General features: G+C 61.7%; 16 protein-coding genes and 3 pseudogenes. 9 read left to right on the top strand and 10 right to left on the bottom strand.

Annotated features, from left to right (window positions below; genetic code table 11):
* The 4 genes from moaD to BKP54_RS05400 all read right to left on the bottom strand — a co-directional run bounded on the left by moaD (position 1) and on the right by BKP54_RS05400 (position 3,861).
* A complete protein-coding gene (gene moaD / locus BKP54_RS05415) occupies positions 1-261 on the bottom strand; it encodes a molybdopterin converting factor subunit 1 (RefSeq protein WP_057211447.1) in 261 nt (86 codons plus the stop codon).
* Complete coding sequence (gene pgsA, locus BKP54_RS05410; RefSeq protein WP_025426482.1) at positions 258-845, bottom strand: CDP-diacylglycerol--glycerol-3-phosphate 3-phosphatidyltransferase; 588 nt, start codon at positions 843-845, stop codon at positions 258-260. The genes moaD and pgsA overlap by 4 nt, the downstream gene beginning before the upstream one ends.
* A 230-nt stretch (positions 846-1,075) precedes the next feature.
* Positions 1,076-3,100, bottom strand: coding sequence for an excinuclease ABC subunit UvrC (uvrC, locus tag BKP54_RS05405; RefSeq protein WP_025426483.1), 2,025 nt, complete (start codon positions 3,098-3,100; stop codon positions 1,076-1,078).
* Positions 3,097-3,861, bottom strand: coding sequence for an SDR family oxidoreductase (locus tag BKP54_RS05400; RefSeq protein ID WP_025426484.1), 765 nt, complete (start codon positions 3,859-3,861; stop codon positions 3,097-3,099). The genes uvrC and BKP54_RS05400 overlap by 4 nt, the downstream gene beginning before the upstream one ends.
* Before the next feature lie 364 nt (positions 3,862-4,225).
* On the opposite strand from BKP54_RS05400, the gene BKP54_RS05395 reads away from it, so the two are divergent.
* Complete coding sequence (locus BKP54_RS05395) at positions 4,226-4,864, top strand: outer membrane protein (RefSeq protein ID WP_025426485.1); 639 nt, start codon at positions 4,226-4,228, stop codon at positions 4,862-4,864.
* Positions 4,865-4,914: 50 nt separating this feature from the next.
* Here the strand turns inward: BKP54_RS05395 and BKP54_RS05390 are convergent, their stop codons facing one another.
* From BKP54_RS05390 to BKP54_RS05375, 4 genes are all read right to left on the bottom strand, one after another.
* On the bottom strand, positions 4,915-5,505 hold the full coding sequence (locus BKP54_RS05390) for a glutathione S-transferase (protein ID WP_025426486.1): 591 nt from the start codon (positions 5,503-5,505) through the stop codon (positions 4,915-4,917).
* 106 nt (positions 5,506-5,611) lie between these two features.
* Positions 5,612-6,328: a ribonuclease T(2) gene (locus BKP54_RS05385; RefSeq protein ID WP_057211525.1), complete on the bottom strand. Its 717-nt coding sequence runs from the start codon at positions 6,326-6,328 to the stop codon at positions 5,612-5,614.
* Positions 6,329-6,330: 2 nt separating this feature from the next.
* Positions 6,331-6,777, bottom strand: coding sequence for a hypothetical protein (locus BKP54_RS05380; protein WP_025426488.1), 447 nt, complete (start codon positions 6,775-6,777; stop codon positions 6,331-6,333).
* A 47-nt stretch (positions 6,778-6,824) separates the two neighbouring features.
* On the bottom strand, positions 6,825-7,697 hold the full coding sequence (locus BKP54_RS05375; protein WP_025426489.1) for a 23S rRNA (adenine(2030)-N(6))-methyltransferase RlmJ: 873 nt from the start codon (positions 7,695-7,697) through the stop codon (positions 6,825-6,827).
* Positions 7,698-7,766: 69 nt separating this feature from the next.
* Between BKP54_RS05375 and BKP54_RS05370 the strand changes: the two genes are divergently transcribed.
* The 5 genes and pseudogenes from BKP54_RS05370 (at position 7,767) to BKP54_RS05350 (ending at position 15,556) form a co-directional block, all read left to right on the top strand.
* A complete protein-coding gene (locus tag BKP54_RS05370; RefSeq protein ID WP_025426490.1) occupies positions 7,767-9,902 on the top strand; it encodes a molybdopterin oxidoreductase family protein in 2,136 nt (711 codons plus the stop codon).
* A 21-nt stretch (positions 9,903-9,923) separates the two neighbouring features.
* Positions 9,924-10,814: pseudogene (locus BKP54_RS05365) on the top strand (cation diffusion facilitator family transporter); the annotation flags it as partial.
* Between the two features lie 51 nt (positions 10,815-10,865).
* Positions 10,866-11,462: an NUDIX domain-containing protein gene (locus tag BKP54_RS05360; RefSeq protein WP_084814303.1), complete on the top strand. Its 597-nt coding sequence runs from the start codon at positions 10,866-10,868 to the stop codon at positions 11,460-11,462.
* Between the two features lie 103 nt (positions 11,463-11,565).
* Positions 11,566-14,174 (top strand): annotated as a pseudogene (gene mprF / locus BKP54_RS05355) (bifunctional lysylphosphatidylglycerol flippase/synthetase MprF).
* On the top strand, positions 14,171-15,556 hold the full coding sequence (locus BKP54_RS05350) for an AcvB/VirJ family lysyl-phosphatidylglycerol hydrolase (protein WP_084814302.1): 1,386 nt from the start codon (positions 14,171-14,173) through the stop codon (positions 15,554-15,556). Before mprF ends, BKP54_RS05350 begins: the two are co-directional and overlap by 4 nt.
* A 7-nt stretch (positions 15,557-15,563) precedes the next feature.
* On the opposite strand, the gene purN is transcribed toward BKP54_RS05350, so the two are convergent.
* Complete coding sequence (gene purN / locus BKP54_RS05345) at positions 15,564-16,235, bottom strand: phosphoribosylglycinamide formyltransferase (RefSeq protein ID WP_025426495.1); 672 nt, start codon at positions 16,233-16,235, stop codon at positions 15,564-15,566.
* Entirely contained in the window at positions 16,235-17,305 is a 1,071-nt protein-coding gene (gene purM / locus BKP54_RS05340) for a phosphoribosylformylglycinamidine cyclo-ligase (RefSeq protein ID WP_025426496.1), read from the bottom strand. The genes purN and purM overlap by 1 nt, the downstream gene beginning before the upstream one ends.
* A gap of 260 nt (positions 17,306-17,565) precedes the next feature.
* Here purM and BKP54_RS05335 point away from each other — a divergent pair, with 260 nt between their 5' ends.
* The 3 genes and pseudogenes from BKP54_RS05335 (at position 17,566) to BKP54_RS05325 (ending at position 21,655) form a co-directional block, all read left to right on the top strand.
* On the top strand, positions 17,566-18,687 hold the full coding sequence (locus tag BKP54_RS05335; RefSeq protein WP_038575993.1) for an AI-2E family transporter: 1,122 nt from the start codon (positions 17,566-17,568) through the stop codon (positions 18,685-18,687).
* 27 nt (positions 18,688-18,714) lie between these two features.
* A complete protein-coding gene (gene hdaA, locus BKP54_RS05330) occupies positions 18,715-19,404 on the top strand; it encodes a DnaA regulatory inactivator HdaA (protein ID WP_025426497.1) in 690 nt (229 codons plus the stop codon).
* A 34-nt stretch (positions 19,405-19,438) separates the two neighbouring features.
* Positions 19,439-21,655 (top strand): annotated as a pseudogene (locus tag BKP54_RS05325) (RNA degradosome polyphosphate kinase).
* The last annotated feature ends 5 nt before the right edge of the window (positions 21,656-21,660 follow it).

Below are 21,660 nucleotides of genomic sequence, written 5' to 3'. Positions count from 1 at the left end.
TCAGCCACCGGTCATCGGCGGGAAGAGAGCGATCTCGCGCGCGCCGGCGATCGGTTCGCCATGCTCGACATGCTCCTGGTTGATCGCTGCGCGGATGACGTTCTGGTGCTCGAGCGCCGTCTCGTATTCTTCCCCAAGGGTTTTCAGATGCGCAAGCAAATCGGCAATGGTGACGACGTCGGCCGGGACTTCCAGCGTTTCCTCACCCTTGCCAATGCGTTCGCGCACCCAAGAGAAGTAGACGAGATTGACGGTGCTCATTCGTTGACCACATGTTTCAGGCCGGCGCGGAAATAGTCGTAACCGCTGTAGAGCGTGATCGCCGCGGCAATCCACAGCAGAACGATACCGGCCTCGGTCGTATAGGGCAGGATCTTGTCGCCAGCGGGGCCGGCCAGCAGGAAGACGATCGCCACCATCTGGATCGTCGTCTTCCACTTGGCGATGCGGGTAACCGGGACGCTGACCTTCAGCGCTGCCAGATACTCGCGCAGACCCGAAACGAGGATCTCGCGGCACAGAATGATGATGGCGGCCCAGATCGACCAGCCGGCAATCGTGCCGTCGGCGGCAACGAGCAGCAGGATCGAGGCGACCAGCAGCTTGTCGGCGATCGGATCGAGCATCTTGCCGATGTTCGAGGTCTGCTTCCAGATGCGGGCGAGATAACCGTCGAAGAAGTCGGTGATCGAGGCGATGGCAAAGAGAGTGACCGCCGTCCAGCGCGCAAAATCCGAACTGTGCAGCCGGCCTTCGACGAAGAAGCAGAGCACGATCAGCGGCACGATCAGGATTCGGAAATAGGTGAGCAGGTTGGGGATGCTGTAGGCGACGGGCGTGGGCATGGATTCGGGTTCTCTGTCTTCCTCGGAGGTACAGAATGACTTTGCGACCCTCAGGTCAACAAATCATTGTGCGAAGGTTGTCATAATTGGCGCATCTCACCTGAACGCCCGGTGAATTGCCACTGCATAATTCCTTAAATCGGTATCGATCGGGGGGCGAAACGATGCGGCAAGGTTGAACCATTACAGCGTCTTCCGCGTGTCCTCTTCGACATGCTGCGCTGCAACGGTCATTTTGCCGCGTCCTCATGGAAATGCTCGTAGACCAGCCGGGCGACCGCTTCGGAAATGCCGTTGACCGCCATCAGGTCGTTCATGCCGGCGCGGGAAACGGCCTTGGCGGTACCGAAATGGGTGAGCAATGCTCGCTTGCGCGTCGGCCCGATACCGGCAATCTCGTCGAGCGGGTTCTTGACCATCTCCTTCTTGCGCCGCGCGCGGTGGGAGCCGATGGCAAAACGGTGCGCCTCGTCCCGTAGGCGCTGGATGAAATAGAGCACCGGATCTCGCGGCGGCAGGGTGAAGCTGTCGCGCCCGAGCGCGAAGAAACGCTCGCGCCCGGCGTCGCGGTCGACACCCTTGGCGACGCCGATCGCCGTCACGCAGTCTTCGACATCCAATTCCCTCAGGATCGTGCGGACAGCCGTCATCTGTCCCTGGCCGCCGTCGATCAGGATGACGTCCGGCCAGGCCGGGAAGGCTGCATCTTCGGCGACCTCGGCAGTCCGGTCCGGTTTGCCTTCTTCCTTGAGCAGGCGCGAGAAGCGGCGGGTCATCACCTCGCGCATCATGCCGAAGTCGTCGCCGGGCGTAATGTCGGTCGATTTGATGTTGAACTTGCGATACTGGCCTTTGACGAAACCTTCAGGGCCGGCGACCACCATGCCGCCGACGGCATTGGTGCCCATGATGTGGGAGTTGTCGTAGATCTCGATCCGCCGTGGGGCGCGTTCGAGCTTGAACGTTTCGGCAAAACCTTCGAGCAGTCGCGACTGCGACGCGGTTTCAGCCAACTTGCGGCCATGCGCCTCGCGGGCGTTGGCAAGCGCGTGATCAACAAGATCCTTCTTTTCGCCGCGTTGAGGCACCTGGATCGACACCTTGTAGCCCGACTTTTCGCTGAGCGCCTGGCCGAGCAGTTCCTGCTCCTCGACTGCCTCGCACAGCAGGATCTGCCGCGGACAGGGCTTGTCGTCGTAGAACTGCGCGAGGAAGGCCGAAAGCACCTCTGCCGTCGGCAGCGATGGGTCCGCCTTCGGGAAATAGGCGCGGTTGCCCCAGTTCTGCCCGGTGCGGAAGAAGAACACCTGGATGCAGGAGGTTCCGCCCTCGTGGTGGATCGCAAAGACGTCCGCCTCTTCGACGCCGGCCGGGTTGATGCCCTGGTGGCTTTGAACGTGGCTGAGTGCTGCGAGCCGGTCGCGATAAAGTGCGGCACGTTCGAAGTCGAGGTTTTCCGCAGCCTCGCCCATCGCCGCCGCAATCGTCGCTTTCACCGCCTGGCTCTTGCCGGAGAGGAAGTCCTTGGCCTCGCGCACAAGTTCGGCATAACCCTCATTGCTGATTTCGCCCGTGCAGGGCGCCGAACAGCGCTTGATCTGGTGCAGAAGACAAGGACGCGTGCGTGTCTCGAACACACTGTCGGTGCAAGTTCTCAACAGAAAGGCGCGCTGCAGCGAGTTGATCGTGCGTCCGACGGCGCCCGCCGATGCGAAGGGGCCGAAATAATCGCCCTTTCGGCTGCGTGCGCCGCGATGTTTGTAAAGGGCGGGCGCACGGCTGTCGCCGGTGACCAGAATATAGGGAAAGGACTTGTCGTCGCGCAGAAGCACGTTGAAACGCGGCCGGAGCCGCTTGATCAGGTTGGCTTCAAGCAGAAGCGCCTCGATCTCCGTGCGGGTGGTGACGAACTCCATGTTCGCCGTTTCGCGAATCATCCGCGAAATACGGTTGGAGTGGCCGCGCCCCTGGGCGTAGTTGCCGACGCGCTTCTTCAGGCTGCGTGCCTTGCCGACATAAAGGACGTCGCCGGCCTCATTGAACATGCGATAGACGCCAGGGCCGTTCGGCAGCCGCTTGACGAAGGCCTGGATCAGTTCGGCGCCCTTGAGGCCCACGACCTCGTTGCGATTCTCCGCCCACTCGATCGCCGGGCCTGCGGGCACGCCTTCAGGCGCCTCGATCAGGTCGTCGTCGTCTTCGATGTCATTGCCGTCATAAAGGATGCCGCCGTCAGTCGGCACGCGTCCGTTCATTCCACTATCTCCCTGATATCAGGCGTTTCCCAGGCGAGGTGCTGGCCGCCATCCAGCGCGATCATCTGTCCGGTAATCGACGGCGTGTCGAAAAGGAATCGGATCGTCCGCCCGAATTCGCCGAGCGCCGGACCGCGCTTGAGGATCACCGCATCGACCTGAGCCTGGAAATCGCGAGGATCCTGCCGCTCGTTCGGCAGTGTCGGCCCGGGGCCGATGCCGTTGACGCGAATATCCGGCGCAAGTGCCTGAGCCATCGTTTGTGTTGCCGTCCACAGTGCGGACTTGGACAACATATAGGAATAAAAACGCGGGTTTGGAGACCAGACGCGCTGGTCGATCACATTGACGACGAGGCCGGAGACGCCGCGTGGCAGCTGGCGGGCAAAATCGCGGGCGAGCAGGGAGGGTGCTTTTACATGCAGGGCGAAATGCCGGTCCCAGACGGCTTCGTCGAAAGCGTCGAGGCTATCCTTCTTGAACAGCGAGGCATTGTTGACGATCAGGTCGATCGGTCCGAGCGCTTCGTTGGCTTGCGCCATCAGCGCCAAGGTTTCCTGTGTGTCGGTAAGGTCCGCCTTCACGGCAACGGCTGCGACCCCGGTTTTGACAAGCGAAGCCGCAAGCGCCTCCGCCTCATCGAGCGAGCCATTGGCGTGGATTGCGACCGCGAAGCCGTGCGCCGCGAGGTCTTCAACTATAGCCTTGCCGATCCGTTTGGCGCCACCGGTTACGAGTGCCGCCTTCAGTGATTTCTTCACGTTTCATCCCGCTTTTCGAATCTTCGCGCCAGCGGACGAAGATATAGGCAAGAAACGCCGCCCTGAAACTCTCCCTGACGATTCATTTCGCAAAAATTAATGGAATTCGCGTAAATTGTATTATTTTGAAGCCATATAGTATATCTTTCGTTAATCTTGAAAGATGGTTAATAAAACTCCTGTGGCGTGAAAGCAACATCAAACTTTGGGCGTGATTGTGCCACCAAAATTTCACATTTTGGCTCTTGTGAATCCTCATTTGCTGGCCAATTTCAGCTCAACCGGGCGGGTTAATTGAAAGTTGTCCGATGTTTCATTGCGGGATCCCAACCCTCGAGGCATCGGTTCGTAAAGGAGAATATTTATGCGTACGTTCACCACCACCCTCATGGCTTCGGCCGTATCCCTCATCGCCTTCCAGGCCGCCCACGCTGCAGACGCGATCGACGAAGTTCCGGCGGCTCCGGCGGCTGAATACACCGAGCCGGCTGCGAAGAACTGGTCGGGCGCTTATGTCGGTGGTACCGTTGATTGGCGCCATGGCGAAGCCGACGCGACCGGCAACAACCCCGCGGTTGGATTTGGCGGCGGCCTCTATGGCGGCTACAACGTTCAGAGCGGCCAAATGGTTTACGGTGGTGAAGCCGATATCGGCTACGCCGGCAACGATTCTCATTCCAGCAACCGCAGCGTTACGCAAGGTGTGAACGGCTCGATCCGCGGCCGCGTCGGTGTCGATCTGAACCCGGTCCTGGTTTACGGCACGGCCGGTCTCGCCGTCGGTAACGCCAAAGTTAGAACTCAGGCTGGCGCCGACGACAAGACCATGGTCGGATGGACGGCTGGTGCTGGTGCCGAAACCTTCGTGACGGACAACATCACCGCCCGCGTTGAGTATCGCTACACGGACTACGGCTCGAAGGACTTCCATATGGGCGGTACGAGCGTCTCGACCGGTTACGATGAGCAGAGCGTTCGCGTCGGTATGGGTGTGAAGTTCTGATCGGCTTCTGCCGGATCAAAGAAAGAAGGCCGGGGTGACCCGGCCTTTTTTTATGCTTTGAATTTGGAATAATCCGGAAAGTGCTTTTCGAACTTCGCCGGCCAGTTCTTGAGCTTGGCGCGACCCCGCTGCCATTCGCCGCTGAAGCGCAGCTCAATGTAGCGCAGCAGTGCCGCGAGCGCGAAATGCCCCGCATGCAGCTTGGCTCCGGTCTTGGGTAGGTTTTCGTTCAGATGGTCGAGGCCGCGTTCGATCTTCGTCCATTGCATGTCGATCCAGGGCTGATGGACCTTTTCCGGCGGGTGGATGCGCTTCTCGTAGACGATCGCCAGCAGGCAGTCACAAATGCCGTCACACAGCGCCTCGAGGATTTCGATATCCAAGCGCTTGCCGGCATTCTTCGGGTAGAGCTTGCCTTTCGTTCCCCGGTCGATGAAGTGCATGATCGTGCGGCTGTCGTAGATAGACTTGCCATCGCCGGTAATCAGCGTCGGAATCTTGCCGAGCGGATTGCTGCCGATAAGCTCTGGCGAGTTGGCATTGGTATCGGTCAGCACGCTTTCAACCGCAAACCCGGCATAATGCGCGGCCATGCGGACCTTGTTGGAGTAGGGGGATGTGGGCGAGTAGAGTATTCTCATCGAGCATCTTTCACTTTCGCGCGCACCGCCCGAAATCGAGTACGGAAGGCCACACGCAGTTTCAAAACATAGGAGCGGCTCCCGCACCCATTGGCAAGGTATCGGCCTAGGATGCTGGAGGCAGTGTCACGGTGTCTCTTCGGCAGGCCTGGCGATCCACTTCGGGGCAGGGCCGGAAGCTCAGCGCCTTGTCGAAGCAGATCCTGATTTCCTCCAGCCGCTTGCCCTCGCAGGTAACAGCGACGGCGTTTGTCGTCATGCCCGGATTTCTGGCCACGAACGCGGCCTCGATGGCGCTGACGGACATCGAATTTTCGCGACGCGCAGCACCGAGTTCCGCCGGCAATGCAACGCGCTCGCGCGCTGCACGTGTCACGGCGAAATAGTCCTGCTGGCTGAGGCCCGAGCAGGTGCCATGTTTGCGCCATTGATGGCCGATCAGCCCCATCGAAGGAATGAGATCGAGATACTGGCGGCCGAGCGCTTCCGGCACACGATCGGATTGGCGCGTCGGGCAGAAATCGGGGTACCCTCGCTCATCCTGCGGCCACAGCCCATGTACGATCAGCCCGCGGTTGCTGCCGATCTTGCACTGTCCGATTTTGCCTGATGGGTCGTTGTCATCGCACCAAGTCGGCGACCAAGAGAGTGAGAGGACGTAGAAATCAAAGCCCTGGCCGACGGGGAGGGCGACATCCGTTTTTGTGTGGCCTGCAGTTTGCAATGGCGGCTTCTTCTCGGCGCTGTCTTCGCTGCAGCCGACAAGTGCCAACACAACGAAAAGCGCCGGCAGGAGCCGGCGCTGTCGGCAATACCTCGGCATGGTCAGCGAAGCGAAGCGCAATGTGCGCCGTAGACATACCAGGGATCGAGGCCGCCGACGCAGAACTCGATGCTCCGGCCGATGCCGGCAAAGCCCCAGTTGCGCTCGATGAGATAATAGAGCGGCCGCTGGTCGCCATCCGTCATGACGGCAGTCGCGCGGCAATACTCGCGCTCGACGCGGTGCGTGTAGTCGCGTAGTTCCAGCCGGTTCTGGCCCATGTTGCGGATCTCGGCGATCGAGAGATTGGCGTGCAGATAGTTCGCCGCCTTGTATTCGAACCGCGAGGTGATGAAGCCGAGAACCGAGGCGTCGCCACAGACGCCCGCGCTATAGGACGTCGGCTGGTCGCGGTAGGTCCCGAGATAGTCGGCCGCCGAAGCGGCGGGCGCTGTCGTGGCGGCGAAGGAAAGCGAGGCCAGAAGCGTTGCGGCGAGCTTGCGAGTCATGGGCGTCTCCCTGGATCGTCTCGCAAGATTGCGGCTTTAAGAGCCTTTCAGTCAAGGCCCCGAGTTGCTGCTTCTTCCCCACGCAGCCAGAAGCAGCGTGCCGAAGCGAAACGGTCTTGTCCGAGCCGGGTTTTCAAGAAGGGCAACAGCACGTCGAGTTCACTCTTGAGCGTGAAGGGTGGGTTGACGATGATCAGGCCCGAACCCGACAATCCCGTGGTGTCGCGGTCGCTGCGCACGGCAAGCTCGGCGCAGAGCATTTTCGGGATGTTGAGCGCCTTGAGTGCCTCATGGAAGGCCTTGATCGGCGCATTCTTCTTCAGGGGGTACCACAGGCAGAAGGTGCCGCCGGCAAAGCGTCGATAACCCCTGGCGAGGCCGTCGGCGAGCCGTTCGTATTCTCCCTCGATCTCGAAGGGCGGGTCGACCAGGATGAGGCCGCGCTTTTCCTTGGGCGGCAGGTGAGCGCCAAGCGCCAGCCAGCCGTCAAGCTCGGTGATCCGGCTCTGGAAGTCGCCGTCGAAGAGCCGGTGCAGCGTCTCGTAGTCATCAGGGTGCAATTCCATCGCCGACAGACGGTCCTGCGGGCGAAAAAGCATGCGAACCAGCTTCGGAGAGCCGGGATAACGCGTCAGCTCCGAACCGGTGTTGAGCTCGCGAACGGTCGCCAGATAGGGTTCGAGAATAGCTGCGACCGGCGCTGGCAGATCACCCTCGAGCAGCCGGCCGATGCCGTCGCGCCACTCGCCGGTCTTCTGCGCTTCTTCGCTCGACAGATCGTAGAGACCGATGCCGGCATGGGTGTCGAGAACCCGGAACGCCTTCTCCTTTTGCTGGAGATAGGTGACGAGCCGTGCCAGCACCGCATGCTTGAGAACATCGGCGAAATTGCCCGCGTGATAGATATGCCGATAGTTCATGAGGGCCGCCGATGGCTGTGATCAATTGTTTCGATGGATGCGCGTTTGGCTCTTTGAGCCCGATTGTCGATGCCATATAGAAAAGCCATGAACGTTGCGACCCCCATCAAAGCAGAAAAGTCGATCGGCCACTCCGTCTGTCCGCACGACTGTCCCTCGGCTTGCGCGCTGGAAGTGGACCTGACGGCCGAAGGCCGCATCGGCCGCGTGCGCGGTGCCGCCGCCAACACATACACCGCTGGCGTCATCTGCGCCAAGGTCGCGCGCTATTCCGAGCGCATCTATCATCCTGACCGGCTGATGGTGCCACAGCGGCGCGCCGGAGCGAAGGGCAGCGGCAACTGGCAGGAGATTTCCTGGGAGGCGGCACTCGACGAGATCGCCGACCAGTTCGTCAGGGCCGAGCAGAAGCATGGGGCCGAAGCCATCTGGCCCTATTTCTACGCCGGTACCATGGGGCAAGTGCAACGCGATTCCATCGACAGGTTGCGCCACGCCAAGCGCTATTCCGGCTTCTTCGGCTCGATCTGCACCAATATGGCCTGGACCGGTTTCTCGATGGCAACCGGCTCGCTGCGCGGCCCCGACCCGCGCGAGATGGCGAAGTCCGACTGCGTGGTGATCTGGGGGACAAACGCGGTCGCCACCCAGGTCAACGTCATGACCCACGCGGTGAAGGCCCGCAAGGATCGCGGCGCCAAGATCGTCGTCATCGACATCTACGACAATCCCACGGTCAAGCAGGCCGATATGGGCCTGGTGCTGAGACCGGGCACGGATGCGGCGCTCGCCTGCGCGGTGATGCATGTCGCCTTCCGCGACGGTTATGCCGACCGCGCCTACATGGCCGAATTCGCCGATGACCCGACCGGGCTCGAAACGCATCTGAAGTCGCGCAGCCCCGAATGGGCGTCGGCGATCACCGGTCTGTCCGTCCAGGAGATCGAGGCGTTCGCGAAACTCGTCGGCACGACGCCGAAGAGCTTTTTCCGCCTCGGTTACGGCTTTACCCGCCAGCGCAACGGATCGGTGGCGATCCATGCAGCCGCCTCCGTTGCCACGGTTCTTGGATCGTGGAAGCACGAAGGCGGCGGGGCGTTTCATTCCAACAACGACATCTTCAAGCTCGACAAGCGTGAGCTTGTCGGCACCGCATTCCACGATCCTGATGTGCGCATGCTCGACCAGTCGCAGATCGGGCGGGTGCTGACCGGCGATGCCGAGGCGCTGCGCCATGGCGGCCCGGTGACGGCGATGTTGATCCAGAACACCAATCCGGTGAACGTCGCCCCGGAACAAAGGCTGGTGAAACGCGGGTTCCTGCGGGACGACCTGTTTGTCGCGGTGCACGAACAGTTCATGACCGACACGGCGCAGCTTGCGGATGTCGTGCTGCCGGCGACGATGTTCCTGGAACATGACGACCTTTATCGCGGCGGCGGCCATCAACACATCCTGATTGGGCCGAAGGTGGTGGAGCCGCCATCGACCGTGCGCACCAATCTCTTCGTCATTGAGGAACTGGCGAGGCGCCTCGGCGTCGCCGATCATGCCGGCTTTGGGTTGAGCGAGCGCCAGCATATCGACCGGCTGCTTGCCAACTACGGCATCGGCTATGACGAGATGAAGCGCGAGAAGTGGCTCGACTGTCAGCCGGCGTTCGAGGACGCGCATTATCTCAAGGGCTTCGGTCATCCCGACGGCAAATTCCGCTTCAAGGCGGACTGGACCGGCACGCCGGCGCCGAACCGTCCCCCGAAGTCGATGGGTCTGCAGGGGCCGCATGCGGCACTGCCTGAGTTCCCTGATCATGTCGACCTGATCGAGGTCACGGATGCGAAACACCCCTTCCGTCTCGCTACCTCGCCGGCGCGCTCTTTCCTCAATTCGACCTTCGCCGAGACCCCGTCGTCGATCCAGAAGGAAGTCCGCCCGATGGTAATGATGCATGCGGATGACGCCGCCTCACTTGGCGTCGGCGACGGTGATATCGTCAAGCTCGGCAACCAACGCGGCGAAGTGCGCCTGCATGTGGTGGTCGGCGGCGGCGCGCGGCGCGGCGTGGTGATCGCTGAAGGCCTGTGGCCGAACGGCGCCCATCTCGACGGGGAGGGCATCAATGTGCTTACTGGCGCCGATGCAGTTGCGCCCTATGGCGGCGCGGCTTTCCATGACAACAGGGTCTGGGTGAAACCGGCACCCTGACTCTAGCCACCGGATGCCTTCATGAGCGGCGACCATCAACATGCGGATGTCAGCAACACGCCAGTCTCGCGTCTCTGGGGTGCGCTCGGGCTGACGGGCGGCTTCATGCTGGCCGAGGTCGTCGGCGGCATTCTGACCGGCAGCCTGGCGCTGATCTCGGATGCGATGCATATGCTGACCGACGCGGCGGCATTGGCCATCGCGCTGGTCGCCATCCATGTCGGCCGCCGGCCGTCGGATCTGCTGCGCACCTACGGCTATGCCCGCTTCGAGATTCTCGCGGCGGCCTTCAACGCCCTGCTGCTGCTCGCCGTCGCCTTTTACATTCTCTACGAGGCCTGGCAGCGCCTGTCGCTGCCGCAGGAAATCCAGTCGGGCGGCATGCTGCTGATTGCCGTCATCGGTCTTGTCGTCAACCTGATCTCCATGCGGCTTCTGACCAGCCACAAGGACGAGAGCCTCAACGTCAAGGGCGCCTATCTCGAGGTCTGGTCGGACATGCTCGGGTCGCTGGCGGTGATAACAGGCGCGGCGATCATCTGGTTTACCGGCTGGCAATGGGTCGATTCGTTGCTCGCCGTTGGTATCGGCTTCATGGTTTTTCCGCGCACCTGGGTGCTGCTGAAGGACTGCGTCAACATTCTGCTGGAAGGCGTGCCGCCTGGCATGCGCCTGGCCGATATCCATGCGGCAATCACGACCGTGCCCGACGTTGCCTCGGTGCATGATCTGCATCTCTGGGCGATCACCCAGAGCCAGCCGTCGCTGACGGCGCATGTCGTTCTGGCGGAAGAGGCCGACGGCGAGACGGTGCGGCGTGCGATCGAACAACGGTTGCGCGACGAGTTCGACCTGCACCACACGACCTTGCAGATGGAACGCGAAAGCTGCGCCCCTTCGGAACACATTCACTGACGGTCGACTGCGACCACATCCTTTCCTCTCCCGACCAAGGACCCCGCCATGACGAACCACCACGATCCCCGTGTCAGGATCATCGAGCGGCGCACGCTCTCGGACGGTTTCATTCATCTGGAAGAAATCACCCTTGAGCAGGACATGTCAGGCGGCGGCACGGCGACGCTCACGCGTGAAGTGCATGATCACGGCAGCGCCGCGACCATCCTGCTGTTCGATCCGAGGCGTGAGAGCGTCGTGCTCGTCCGCCAGCTGCGCGTGCCGGTGCTGCTGCAGGGCGATCCCGCCTATATGATCGAAGCGCCGGCCGGCCTGCTCGACGACGATACGCCTGAAGTCGCGATCTGCCGTGAGGTGCTGGAGGAGACCGGCCACCATGTCGACAAGGCCACTCACCTCTTCGATGCCTATATGAGCCCCGGCGCGCTCACCGAGCGCACCAGCTTCTTCGTTGGGCTTGTTGATGTCACAGAAAAGGCCGGTGATGGCGGCGGCCTGGCGCATGAGGGCGAGGATATCGAGGTTCTCGAAATTCCCTTTGATGAAGCGGTCGCCATGATCGCGACCGGCGAGATCTGCGATGCCAAAACCATCATGCTGCTGCAGTGGGCCCAGCTGAACCGCGGCAAGCTCACGGCATAAGACCTTGTTTTATAAGAGAACAATACATTACGGATATTTCACTTTTTGATCGTTCTCGGGTAGGCTACAGCGCTGATGTCTTCATCAATGACATGGGCAACCCATGACGTCCTCCCTTACGGAACGTGCAGCCAACGACGATCAGCAGATCGAGGTAGGATGGAGACCCTTTCTGCGCCGTAACCGGCGCTATCTGCAGGCACTTGCGACATTGCTGGTGATCGCCCTCTTCGGGTTGGCGATCTTTCATCTGACCTCCGAAGTGCAGTACGGCGACGTGGTCCAGGCGCTTGCAGATACCAGCTGGACCTCTGTCGCCGCGGCGGTGTTCTTCACCGCCTTGAGCTTTTTCGCGCTCACCTTCTACGATGTCGGCGCGCTTGATTACGTCAGGCGCAAGCTGCCCTATGCCGATGTCGCGTTGACGGCGGCCTGCGCCTATGCGGTCGGCAACACGGCCGGCTTTGGCGCCTTGAGTGGCGGCGCCATCCGCTACCGGTCCTATTCGCGGCTGGGCATCGAGCCGGAAAACATCGCCCGGATCATCGCCTTCGTGACGCTCGCCTTCGGCCTTGGGCTTTTGACGGTCACGTGCCTGAGCCTGCTCGCCGTCGGCGAATATGTGGCGCCCTTGACGGGTCTTAACCCCTTCTGGCTGCGGATGATCGCGGTTGCCATTCTCGGCGTCGTGCTCGCTGTCTTCGTCAAGGCGCGTGACGGTCATGAGGTCAGCCTCGGGCGCTTCACACTGCGCCTGCCGGATTCGCGCACCTCCTCGCGCCAGTTCCTCGTCACGGCGCTGGATCTGGCGGCATCGGCGACGGTGCTCTACGTGCTGCTTCCGGCGGGCACAATCGGTTGGCCCGCCTTCCTGGCGATCTATTCGCTTGCCGTCGGTATCGGCGTTCTCAGCCATGTTCCGGCCGGGCTCGGCGTCTTCGAGACGATCATCATCGCCACGCTCGGTCACAGCGCCGATGTCGACACGATCCTCGGTGCGCTGGTTCTCTACCGTGTCATTTATCACGTGCTGCCGCTGCTGATCGCGATCGCGGTTGTCATCGGCACCGAGCTTCGTCAGCTTTCCGGCCATCCCGTCGCCTCCAGCGTGCGCCGTATCGGCGGCCGTATCACGCCGCTTCTCCTGGCAACACTCGGCATCGTGCTGGCGATCATGCTGGTGCTGTCGAGCGTCACGCCGACGCCGGATGAGAATCTCGCCTTCCTCGAGGGTCTGCTGCCGCTGCCGATCGTCGAGGGCGCGCACTTTCTGGCAAGCTTGCTCGGCCTTGCGCTCGTCATCGTCTCGCGCGGGCTCGCACAGCGGCTCGATGGCGCCTGGTGGGCGTCGGTCGCAATCGCCGTTGCCGCACTGCTGCTTTCGCTGATCAAGGCGATCGCGCTGGTCGAGGCCGGCATGCTTGCCTTCTTTCTCGTCGGTCTCCTCGCCAGCCGCCGTCTGTTTGTTCGGCCGGCTTCGCTCTTCGGCCAGGCGCTGACGCTGCCGTGGTTGACGGCACTCGGGGTGATCTGCCTGGGTGGGCTGGTCGTCCTGCTGTTCGTCTATCGCGACGTCGAATACAGCCATGAACTCTGGTGGCAGTTCGAATTCTCTGCCGAGGCGCCGCGCGGCCTGCGTGCGCTTCTGGGTGTGACGATCGGCGCCAGCGCTGTTGCCATCTGGAGCCTGATGCGCCCGGCGGCCTCAGGCGCGGAGCCGGCAACCGACGATGCCATGGAGCGGGCATTGGCGATCGTCGAGGCGCAGGACATGTCCGATGCCAATCTGGTGCGCATGGGAGACAAGAGCCTGATGTTTTCCGCCGATGGTCGCGCCTTCATCATGTATGGCCAGCGCGCCCGCTCGTGGATCGCGCTGTTCGACCCGGTGGGGCCGGTCGATGCCTGGCCGGAACTGATCTGGCAGTTCTTCGAGAGGGCCCGCGCCAGCGCTGCCGCGCGGTGTTCTATCAGGTTTCGCCACTTGGGCTCGCCTACTATGCCGATGCGGGACTTCGCGCCTTCAGGCTCGGCGAGCTCGCCCATGTCGATCTCGCCCGTTTCGAGATGAAGGGCGGCAAGTGGGCCAATCTGCGCCAGCAGGTCAGCCGCGCCCAGCGCGACGGGCTGGAGTTCAAAATGGTGGCTCCAGCAGACGTTCCGGCGATCATGGGCGAATTGACGGCGATTTCCGATGCATGGCTTGCCCATCACAATGCCAAGGAAAAGGGTTTTTCGCTTGGGGCTTTCGATCCTGAGTATCTGGCCGAACAGCCGGTCGCGATCCTCACCTACGAGGGACGGATCGTCGCCTTCGCCAATATCCTGGTGACGGCAACCAAGCAGGAAGGCACCGTCGATCTCATGCGCTTCTCGCCGGATGCCCCCAAGGGATCGATGGATTTCCTGTTCGCGAAGGTGATGGAATATCTGAAGGCCGAGGGGTACCGGACCTTCAATCTTGGCATGGCGCCGCTGTCTGGTATGTCCTCGCGCCAGATCGCGCCGGTCTGGGATCGGGCAGGGCGAACCTTCTTCGAGCACGGCGAACGCTTCTACAATTTCAAGGGACTTCGCGCCTTCAAGTCGAAGTTCCACCCCCATTGGCAGCCGCGCTATCTCGTGGCGAGCGGCGGCATCAATCCGATCCTTGCCTTGATGGATGTAACATTCCTGATCGGCGGCGGCCTCAAGGGAGTGATGAAGAAATGATGCGGATCCCGATGATCTGGAAGCCTCTGGCAGGTGCCGCCCTTCTCGCCATCGCGACGGTTGCACCGGCTTTAGGGCAGGAGACGGCGGCGACCTACGACACCGGCATGATCCCGGCACCCCATATCCTCGTCCCGAAGGACAAGGCATCCGCCCTTGTTGTTCTGCTGTCCAATGCGGATGGCTGGAGCGACAAGGAAGATGCGGTCGCTCGCGCCCTTGTCGACGACAAGGCGGTCGTCATCGGTATCGACCTCAAGGCCTATCTTGCCTCGCTCGCCAAGGACGACGGCGACTGCATCTACACGGTGTCGGATATCGAAGCGTTGAGCCAGCAGGTCCAGCGCGTCCTCAAGAGCGATGCCTACCTCCCGCCGATTGTGGCCGGGGTCGGAGCGGGCGGGGCCATGGCGCTGGCCATCGCCGCACAGACGCCGGCTGCGACCATCGGCCAGACGCTTGCGGTCGATCCGGAGGAAGGCGTTGCGCTGACGAAGCAGCTCTGCACGCCGGCGGAGAAGACCTTGAAGGCCGATCGCATGGTGTACGGCCTGACGGACGGTGCCCTGCCGGACCCGATCTCCGTCGTCTTTACGCCGACGGCATCCGACGACGGCCGAAGCCATGTGGCTAAACTCATCGAAAAACACCCTGATATCACGCAGGAAGACAGCGACGACGAAGCCTATGCGGCGCTATCAGGTCATCTGACGGATCTGATCGACAGCGAGAGCGCGGCAGACAATCCATTCGGCTTGCCCCTGACGGTGCTCGATACCAAGCCGACACGCGACACCATGGCGGTGATCTATTCCGGCGATGGCGGCTGGCGCGATATCGACAAGCAGGTCGGAGACGTCCTGCAGCAGCAAGGTGTCCCTGTCGTCGGCATCGATTCTCTGCGTTATTTCTGGTCCGAGCGCGAACCGCAGGCGACGGCCGACGATCTCGCCAAGGTGATGAGCTACTATCGCAAGCGCTGGAACGTCCGCAATGTTCTCTTGATCGGTTACTCCTTCGGTGCCGATATCCTGCCACGCACTTTCAATCTGCTCCCGCCCGCAGAGCGCGCCCATGTGCGGCAGGTCACGCTGATGGCGCTATCGCATCAGGTCGACTACAAGATTTCGGTGCTTGGCTGGCTCGGCGCGGCCGGGCAGGGCGATGGCGGCGATCCGCTCGACGATATCAAGCACATCGACCCCTCTTTGGTGCAGTGCATTCACGGCACCGAGGAAGAAGACGACGCCTGCCCTGACCTGAAGGGCGCGGGCGTCGATGTCGTCGCGATCGAAGGCGGTCACCATTTCGACGAGGACTATCCCGCCGTGACCCGGCGTGTGCTCGACGCGCTCGACCGGCGGTTGGCTTCGGCAAAGTAGTGGTGGTTTATACGGCCGGCGAAATCAGAGTTGAAGACGCGGGCACGGGACTGATGCCCTGCGTGACGACCCGTCCGTCTTCCATCCAGGCTTTGCCTTCCGCCAGCAGCCTGAGCGCCATCGGATAGGTGCGGTGCTCGACCGTCAGCACGCGAGCGGCAAGGGTGTCGGCCGTGTCGCCGTCGACAACCGGTACGACCGCCTGCGCGACGATCGGACCCTCATCCATGCCCTCGGTGACGAAATGCACCGTACATCCCGCCACTTTCACGCCGGCGTCAATGGCGCGCTGATGGGTGTGGAGACCCGGAAAGAGCGGCAGAAGCGACGGATGAATGTTGATGATCCGGCCTTCGTGGCGCTGGATGAAGTTCGCCGACAACAGCCGCATATAGCCGGCAAGGCAGATAATATCGGGAGACAGCCGCTCGAGTTCGGCAAGGACCGCCGCCTCGTGCGCATCCTTGCTGTCGAAATCCTTGCGAAGGAACGCATAGGTTGGGATGCCGAGCGCTGCAGCCTTGGCAAGGCCTCCGGCATCGGCCTTGTCGGCAATCACTGCGACGATCTCGGCCGGAAAACCAGGCTCGGCGGCAGCTTTGGCCAGCGAAAGCATGTTGGAGCCGCCGCCCGAGATCAAGACGACGACTTTTTTCCTGCCTGCCGTCACGTCGTTCATCATAGGGCGAGGCTGCCCTTGTAGATCGTGCCATGCGCGCCTTCGGCGCGGGCAACCATGCGGCCGAGCGTGAAGACGGTTTCGCCCTCGGCTTCCAGCACGGCTGCAACGTCCTGCGCCTTTTCCGCCGGAACGACGGCGATCATGCCGACGCCGCAGTTGAACGTGCGCAGCATTTCGTTGGCCGCGACGCCGCCGGTCTGGGCAAGCCAGGAGAAGACCTTCGGCGCCTTGATGGCGTCGAGATCGATCTCGGCTGCAAGATGCTTCGGCAGCACGCGCGGAATGTTCTCGGGGAACCCGCCGCCGGTGATATGCGCCAGCGCCTTGATCGAGCCGGTTTCGCGGATCGCCTTCAGGAGCGGCTTCACATAGATGCGCGTCGGCGTCATCAGGAGATCGGCAAGCGTGCCTTCACCAAACGGGGCAGGTGCATCCCAGGCAAGACCCGACAGCGCGACGATCTTGCGAACGAGAGAGTAACCGTTGGAGTGAACGCCTGACGATGCAAGGCCGAGGATGACGTCGCCTTCACCAATGTCACCCGCTGGAAGCAGCTGGCCGCGTTCGGCCGCACCGACAGCGAAGCCGGCAAGGTCATAGTCGCCTCCGGAATACATGCCCGGCATTTCCGCGGTCTCGCCACCGATCAATGCGCAACCGGATTGGCGGCACCCGGCGGCAATGCCGGCAACGATTGCGGCACCCTGATCGGGATCGAGCTTGCCCGTGGCGAAATAGTCGAGGAAGAACAGCGGCTCGGCACCCTGGACCACCAGGTCGTTGACGCACATGGCAACGAGGTCGATGCCAACGGTGTCGTGCTTGTTGGCGTCGATGGCAATCTTGAGCTTGGTGCCGACACCGTCATTGGCGGCAACGAGCACCGGGTCGGTGAAACCGGCGGCCTTCAGGTCGAACAGGCCGCCGAAGCCGCCGATCTCGCCGTCGGCACCCGGGCGCCGGGTCGAGCGCACATGCGGCTTGATTTTCTCCACCATCAGATTGCCGGCATCGATATCCACGCCTGCGTCACTGTAGGTGAGGCCGTTCTTTCCCGACTGGCTCATGCTGGTTCTCCAAGGCTGGTCGCGCGACAGGTATTTTGCGGATGCGATTGGCACGATGGGCAAGGGAGTGCAAGCCGACAGCCTGCCTTCTCGGCCTTTTTTCAACATTTTGCCCATATCCCACCGGCAAGAACGGTATGGAGGGTTCAATTTACCGGGCTGAGAAGCACGCGGACTTGACCGGTGCGCGCCACGCCACCTATCTCCTCATACAGAATATGATGCGGTAAAGGCATGCTTGGCGTGTTACGGGGAACACCATGGACATAAAAGTCAGCGGTTCGGGACTACAGCGCCAGGTTATCTTCTGGCTGCTGGTGCTCGCCGCCTTCATCGCCTTCCTGATGGTTTTCAGCTCGATCCTGCTGCCGTTCCTCGCGGGCATGGCACTGGCCTATTTCCTCGACCCGGTCGCCGACCGCCTTGAGCGCCTCGGCCTCAGTCGGCTGATGGCGACGGTGGTGATCCTCATCGGCTTCGTGGTGATCTTCGCCCTGTCGCTGATGATCATCATCCCGGTGATCTTCACCCAGGCCGCCGACTTCATTCAGAAGATGCCCGGTTACATCTCCAAGCTGCAGGCGCTGTTGACCGACAGCCAGTCGACGCTGCTGCCACAATGGCTGGCGGACCAGATGACGGCGATCAAGCAGAATTCAGCCAAGCTTTTGGAGCAGGGCGCGAGCTTCCTCGGCACGTTGTTCCAGCAGCTCTGGAACTCTGGCATGGCGCTGCTCGACATTCTGTCGCTGTTCGTGATCACGCCGGTCGTCGCCTTCTATCTGCTGCTCGACTGGGACCGGATGGTCAACCGGGTCGATAGCTGGGTTCCGCGCGACTATGTCAGCGTCGTCCGCCAGATCGCCCGGGACATGAACACGACGATCGCCGGCTTCGTTCGCGGCCAGGGCTCGCTCTGCATCATCCTCGGCCTTTACTATGGCATCGGCCTGTCGCTCGTCGGTCTCAATTTCGGCCTGCTGATCGGCCTCTTTGCCGGCATGATCAGCTTTATCCCCTATGTCGGATCGATGGTCGGTCTGGTGCTGGCCGTCGGCGTCGCGCTTGTACAGTTCTGGCCCGATTATCTCTGGATCGGGCTTGTCGCTGCCATCTTCTTCAGCGGCCAGTTCCTCGAAGGCAACATCCTGCAGCCCAAGCTGGTGGGCAAGAGCGTCGGCCTGCATCCGGTCTGGCTGATGTTCGCGCTTCTTGCCTTCGGTGCCCTCTTCGGTTTCGTCGGGCTTCTGGTTGCGGTTCCCGCGGCCGCCGCCATCGGCGTGCTTGTTCGCTTCGGCATCCAGCGATACCTTGATAGCGATCTCTACCATGGGCATGGAAAGGTCGCGGCGAAGAAGGCAAAGGGCAGTCAGCCCGGCTGATAGTCCCATCCTTGTCCCGAGTACAGCATGACAAAACGTCCCTTCGAACAACTGCCTCTGGCATTCGACCACGACCCGGCAACGGGTCGTGAGGATCTGCTCGTTTCCGATCGGTTGAGCGCGGCGATCGCGATCGTCGATCACTGGCCAGACTGGCCGTCGCCGGTTGTCATCATCGCCGGCCCGATCGGTTCCGGAAAATCGCATCTCGCCAGCATCTGGAAGGAGAGGGCGGGCGCGCGGGCGATCCACCCGGTTGCGGACTCGGATGTGGCGTTGATCGCCGCCAACGGTCCTGTGCTGTTCGAGGATGCCGACCGTCAGGGGTTCGACGACACCACCCTGTTTCATGTCATCAACAGCGTTCGCCAGCATGGCACGGGCCTCTTGATGACCTCGCGCCTGTGGCCGATGTCCTGGCCGGTCGTTCTTCCGGACCTGCGCTCGCGCCTGAAAGCAGCAACCGTCGTCGAGATCGGCGAGCCCGACGATGAGTTGTTGACGCAGGTATTGATCAAGCTCTTTGCCGATCGCCAGCTTTTCATCGACGAAAGGCTCGTCGGCTATATCGTCCAGCGCATGGAACGCTCGCTCGAGGCTGCCCAGACGATCGTCGAACGCATCGACAGGCTGGCACTCGCCCGCGGCGTCAAGCTGACCCGATCGCTTGCCGCCGAAGTCCTGGAAGAGCTTGGAAATCAACGCCATTCCGATTGATTGTCACAGTTCCGTCGTCAAACTGTTATAGTTCCTGCATGCGAAGAAATGGGGTCTGACCGGTAATGGATAATGCGACGTCTGCGGTGAATGAGAACAAACAGGCCGCGGAGGAGCTAGACCTGCTCTCCAGCCCGGAACGGTTCATCAATCGCGAATTTTCGTGGCTGCAATTCAATCGCCGCGTGCTTGAGGAGACCCTGAACACGGCGCATCCGCTCCTGGAGCGTGTCCGCTTTCTGTCGATTTCGGCCGCCAACCTTGATGAGTTCTTCATGGTGCGCGTCGCCGGCCTCGAGGGCCAGGTGCGGCAGGGGCTCGCCATGCGGTCGCCTGATGGCAAGACGCCGGCCGAACAGCTCGAAGACATCCTCAAGGAAATCGACAACCTGCAGATGGAGCAGCAGGCGTCGCTCGCCGTCCTGCAGCAGTATCTGGCCAAGGAAGATATCCTCATCGTCCGCCCGGCGTCCTTATCGGCGCAGGACAAAAGCTGGCTTGCCAACGAATTCGACCAGGCGATCTTTCCGGTGCTGACGCCGCTGTCGATCGACCCGGCGCATCCGTTCCCGTTCATCCCGAACCTCGGGTTCTCGATGGGCCTGCAGCTCGTCAGCAAGACCGGCCGTGAGCCAATGACGGCGCTCTTGCGCCTGCCGGTGGCGCTCGACCGCTTCATCCGCCTGCCCGATTTCAAGAACGTCATCCGCTACATCACGCTCGAAGACATGGTCAGTCAGTTCATCGAACGGCTGTTCCCAGGCTACGAGGTCAAGGGCTCGGGCACGTTCCGCATCATCAGAGACAGCGATATCGAAGTCGAAGAAGAGGCCGAAGATCTGGTGCGCTTCTTCGAAACGGCGCTGAAGCGTCGTCGTCGCGGATCGGTGATCCGCATCGAGCTCGATTCGGAAATGCCCGCTTCGCTGCGCCAGTTCGTCGTTCAAGAACTCAGCGTTCCGGAAAACCGCGTCGCCGTTTTGCCGGGGCTTCTGGCGCTGAACACGCTGTCGGAAATCACCAAGGCGCCGCGCGACGATCTGCGCTTTGAACCTTACAATCCGCGCTTCCCCGAGCGCGTGCGCGAACACGCCGGCGATTGTTTTGCCGCGATCCGCGAAAAGGACATGGTGGTCCACCACCCCTATGAGTCCTTCGACGTCGTGGTGCAGTTCCTGCTGCAAGCGGCGCGCGATCCGGAAGTGGTCGCCATCAAGCAGACGCTCTACCGTACCTCGAACGACAGTCCGATTGTGCGCGCGCTTGTCGACGCTGCCGAAGCCGGAAAGTCCGTGACGGCGCTGGTCGAACTGAAGGCCCGCTTCGATGAGGAAGCCAACATCCGCTGGGCGCGCGACCTGGAGCGCGCCGGCGTGCAGGTGGTCTTCGGGTTCATCGAACTCAAGACCCATGCCAAGATGTCGATGGTGGTGCGTCGCGAAGAGGGCCGGTTGCGCACCTATTGCCACCTCGGCACCGGCAACTACCATCCGGTCACGGCGAAGATCTACACTGACCTGTCATTCTTCACCTGCAACCCGGTCATCGCCCATGACATGGCGAACATCTTCAACTTCATCACCGGTTACGGCGAGCCGGAAGCCGGCATGAAGCTGGCGGTTTCGCCGCACACGCTTCGCCCCCGCATCCTCAAGCATATCGAGGAGGAGATCGAGCACGCCAAGGCCGGCGGCCTGCGGCGATCTGGATGAAGATGAACTCGCTCGTCGATCCGGAAATCATAGACGCGCTCTACAAGGCAAGCCGTGCCGGGGCTGAAGTCGACCTGGTGGTACGCGGCATCTGCTGCCTGAGGCCGCAGGTGCCGGGGCTGTCCGACAATATTCGTGTCAAGTCCATCGTCGGCAGATTCCTTGAACATTCCCGCATATTCTGCTTCGGCAACGGTCACGGCCTTCCATCGGAGAATGCGCTTGTCTATATCGGCTCGGCGGATATGATGCCGCGAAATCTGGACCGGCGGGTTGAGACGCTTGTGCCTCTTATCAACCGGACTGTGCACGAACAGGTACTTTCGCAGATCATGCTGGGCAATCTCATCGATAACCAGCAGAGCTACGAAATTCTTCCCGACGGTACGTCTCGCCGGATGGAAGTCGGCAAGGACGCCGAACCTTTCAACGCGCAGCACTATTTCATGACCAATCCCAGCCTCTCCGGCCGGGGTGAAGCCCTGAAGTCCAGTGCACCGAAGCTGATTGCCGGCTGGAAGAGCAGCTGGCACAAGTAAAACGG

It is taken from the genome of Ensifer sp. 1H6 (assembly GCF_001976035.1).
GTDB lineage: Bacteria > Pseudomonadota > Alphaproteobacteria > Rhizobiales > Rhizobiaceae > Ensifer > Ensifer canadensis.
This window is presented reverse-complemented; position numbering and strand designations above follow the sequence as displayed.

Coding starts and splice junctions, on each gene's coding strand:
- moaD (WP_057211447.1), bottom strand. CDS start 261: ATGAGCACCGTCAATCTCGTCTACTTCTCTTGGGTGCGCGAACGCATT.
- pgsA (WP_025426482.1), bottom strand. CDS start 845: ATGCCCACGCCCGTCGCCTACAGCATCCCCAACCTGCTCACCTATTTC.
- uvrC (WP_025426483.1), bottom strand. CDS start 3,100: ATGAACGGACGCGTGCCGACTGACGGCGGCATCCTTTATGACGGCAAT.
- BKP54_RS05395 (WP_025426485.1), top strand. CDS start 4,226: ATGCGTACGTTCACCACCACCCTCATGGCTTCGGCCGTATCCCTCATC.
- BKP54_RS05390 (WP_025426486.1), bottom strand. CDS start 5,505: ATGAGAATACTCTACTCGCCCACATCCCCCTACTCCAACAAGGTCCGC.
- BKP54_RS05385 (WP_057211525.1), bottom strand. CDS start 6,328: ATGCCGAGGTATTGCCGACAGCGCCGGCTCCTGCCGGCGCTTTTCGTT.
- BKP54_RS05380 (WP_025426488.1), bottom strand. CDS start 6,777: ATGACTCGCAAGCTCGCCGCAACGCTTCTGGCCTCGCTTTCCTTCGCC.
- BKP54_RS05375 (WP_025426489.1), bottom strand. CDS start 7,697: ATGAACTATCGGCATATCTATCACGCGGGCAATTTCGCCGATGTTCTC.
- BKP54_RS05370 (WP_025426490.1), top strand. CDS start 7,767: ATGCCATATAGAAAAGCCATGAACGTTGCGACCCCCATCAAAGCAGAA.
- BKP54_RS05360 (WP_084814303.1), top strand. CDS start 10,866: ATGACGAACCACCACGATCCCCGTGTCAGGATCATCGAGCGGCGCACG.
- BKP54_RS05350 (WP_084814302.1), top strand. CDS start 14,171: ATGATGCGGATCCCGATGATCTGGAAGCCTCTGGCAGGTGCCGCCCTT.
- purN (WP_025426495.1), bottom strand. CDS start 16,235: ATGAACGACGTGACGGCAGGCAGGAAAAAAGTCGTCGTCTTGATCTCG.
- purM (WP_025426496.1), bottom strand. CDS start 17,305: ATGAGCCAGTCGGGAAAGAACGGCCTCACCTACAGTGACGCAGGCGTG.
- BKP54_RS05335 (WP_038575993.1), top strand. CDS start 17,566: ATGGACATAAAAGTCAGCGGTTCGGGACTACAGCGCCAGGTTATCTTC.
- hdaA (WP_025426497.1), top strand. CDS start 18,715: ATGACAAAACGTCCCTTCGAACAACTGCCTCTGGCATTCGACCACGAC.